At 54.4% G+C, this 2,805-nt stretch carries 2 protein-coding genes and 1 pseudogene; 2 read left to right on the plus strand and 1 reads right to left on the minus strand.

Going from position 1 to position 2,805, the window contains the following annotated elements; genetic code table 11:
* Positions 1 to 303: hypothetical protein (locus tag ABX962_RS34125; protein ID WP_372726130.1), on the plus strand; the 303-nt coding region annotated here is incomplete at its 5' end.
* Here the strand turns inward: ABX962_RS34125 and ABX962_RS34130 are convergent.
* Entirely contained in the window at positions 251 to 1,492 is a 1,242-nt protein-coding gene (locus ABX962_RS34130) for an NAD(P)/FAD-dependent oxidoreductase (protein ID WP_372726131.1), read from the minus strand. The genes ABX962_RS34125 and ABX962_RS34130 overlap by 53 nt on opposite strands.
* Before the next feature lie 427 nt (positions 1,493 to 1,919).
* On the opposite strand from ABX962_RS34130, the pseudogene ABX962_RS34135 reads away from it, so the two are divergent.
* Positions 1,920 to 2,805, plus strand: a pseudogene (locus ABX962_RS34135) (hypothetical protein); the annotation flags it as partial.

Consider the following 2,805-nt stretch of genomic DNA (forward strand, 5'->3'; position numbering starts at 1 on the left):
ACCGGAGCAAAGTCGCTCGAAGACGTCACGCGTCTTTACGAAGAGATGCTTCGCGGCATGATGTCAACGCCGTATTACATCGGCTGGCATCACTGCGGCTACATCGAGCAGTGGGATGCATCCGAACGAGGCGACGCGCCCCGCAACGAAAACGGCTTCCTCGATCCGCTCGAGAATCACCGAACCCAGTGGACCGATGTGCTGAGGGAAAAAACATGGCGACCAAAATTCGTCGATAACGAGCTACTGGCTACATCGCCGCTTCCATCTTGGCTTTTTCGATCGAAGTGTCCATGTCTTTGAACAATTGCTCGGCACTCTCTTCAAAAATTCGGCCGATCAGCAAATCGGTCACGCGGCCGCGGTGTTCGGGGTACTCTTTCATGAACCGGCCGATGCTGAATTCTTTGGTGTAGAACGCGGTCACCAATTTTCGCAGCCACTGGACCCCTTCGAGGAATGGCTGGGTCCAACCGCCGAGCTGTGCGGCGCTGAGGTCGTTTTTCTTGAATCCTTCGACGACCGCGTCGCCCGCCCGCACGCCCATCTCCAGAGCAAAGTAGACGCCCGAGGAGTAGACGGGATCGATAAACCCGAGTGCATCGCCGACCAATACCCAGCCATCGCCCGCGTGTTGTTTGGTCATGTATGAAAATTCTTTGGCAACACGAATGTCCCCGAGTCGCGTTGCGTTTTCCAAGCGAGGTTTTAGTCCAGGGCAACGCTGAAGTTCTTCGTAAAAGACCTCTTCGGGTTTGGCCCGGCCTTTGAGCATATAGTCCGTATCGCCGACGCAACCGATGCTGGTGATTCCTCGTGATAACGGAATGAACCAGAACCACGATTCTTTGGATTCGGTATTCAGGATGATGGTGGCCCCACCGTTGTCCCCTTCGTCTCGGACCGCGTCGCGATAGTACGACCATATCGCGACTTTGCGGAGGTCTGGATTGACCTCTTTTAATTTCAATTTGTTGGCAATAAAGGACTGTTGTCCAGTAGCATCAATCACAACCGGACAATCAATGTCGCGTTCATTACCGTCCCGGTCACGCACCCGCACGCCGACGATCTTTTGCATTTCGTCAAAGCGGACGTCGATCAAACGGGTTTGGTCATAACAGTCGGCGCCGAGTTCTTCGGCGCGATCAAACAACATCTTGTCGAATTCGCTGCGTTCGACTTGCCATGTATCGCTGCAGTCCCGCATGTCATGCTGGCGAAAAAAGAAGGGGGCTGATTCGTTGCCATGATGGCTCACAAATTGCACGCTCTTTTTGACTTGAAAGCGGGCGTCTTTCATCCGCTCAATCAAACCGAGGCGTTCAAGCGGCCAATACGATTCGGGCATCAACGATTCCCCGACGTGGAAACGGGGAAAGGCTTCGCGTTCGATCAGCAGAGTGGACAGCCCAGACTGGGCCACGATAGCGGCAGCTGTACACCCCCCAGGTCCACCACCAATCACGACGCAATCGTAACTTGACTTCATCATTTTTCTTTTTCTCGTGTTTCAAACCAATAAACAATAGGGTGATTTTGCTGTCGTCCTAAAAATGCTGGCTTCGTCGATCGGTCCGCCATCATGGCTGTCGGACAACGTTAACGCTGTGAATCATTTCGTCGCGGAACGCGTGTCAAGAGTTTCGTGGGGACTCGCCGTAGAACGAAAGTCTTGCACGACTTCCGCGAAGACAAAATGCACCGACGCGTAGGCTAAAATGCTTTCCAGCGTAGCGTGAACCTGCTCGGCACAGTTTTCCTTGCCGTCGTATTCTAACCATCAAGGCAAGCTTCTTTGGTTAGACGTAAGCAGTGTGGCTGCAAAATTCGTATTTCGGTGGTTATAACAACAGCAGTGAGTTATATCGCATGCCGCGTCCGGCAGGTGATCTCCGTTTCGCAGCAGGAGCCCATCCATGGCTGAAATCGATTACCGTCGACGTCGTTATCTGCGGCGACTGGCGATCGGTGTCGGTTTGTTGTTGGTGTTAGCGATTCCGGCGATTTTGCATTCGCACGCGGCAATCGAGAGCATTTTAAATCGGCCCCCGGATTGGGTGCCGGATTCGCTGCCGGAAAAGGCTGAATTTAACGAGTTTACGCATCGTTTTTCCGCCGCCGACGTCATTCTAATGGGCTGGGACGGATCCGATCTGGGGTCCGAGTCGCTGCAGAATGCCGTGGCGTTGTTGGATCCGCTGTGTCAGCAGCCGAATGATCTGTTGGACGAGACTCGCGAGCCGCTGCCGGATTGGGCGCTTGAAAAAATTGCCGAGGTACAGGCAATTTGTGGTGACGCGCATCCGCTGAAATGGTGTCGCAGCGGATCGAACATGCTCGACAAAATGATGGCGTCGCCGGCGAATTTGCCGCGCCGTGTTGCGGTTGCCCGTTTGCATGGATCGATGGTCGGAGATGACGGCGAACAAACGTGCATGATCGTATCAATGGATGAATCGGCACTGGTCGCACGCCGTCATGTGTTGCCAGTGATTCGCGAAATGGTGGCGCGGCAAGTCGATGTTCCGGTCGACGCGGTCGCGATGGTCGGCGGTCCGTTTGACGGAGCGACGGTGGATGAGGCGAGTGTCCGATCGGTTCGTTACTTTGCGCCACCCTCGGCAGTGTTTGCCGCGATTTTATGTTTTATCGCTTTGCGGTCGATACCTTTGACCGCCGTGATCACGTTGGTTGCTGTGATCGGTGAAGGGATGGTGTTGGCGGCGGTCTACTATCTAGGCACTCCGCTAAACGCCGTGCTGATCGTGTTGCCACCGTTGGTGTTCGTGTTGACTGTCTCGG

The organism is Novipirellula sp., from assembly GCF_041583735.1.
In the GTDB taxonomy this organism is placed as follows: domain Bacteria; phylum Planctomycetota; class Planctomycetia; order Pirellulales; family Pirellulaceae; genus Novipirellula.

Bases quoted from the DNA above. Each gene is read 5' to 3' on its own strand.
- ABX962_RS34130 (WP_372726131.1), bottom strand. From the start codon at position 1,492: ATGAAGTCAAGTTACGATTGCGTCGTGATTGGTGGTGGACCTGGGGGG.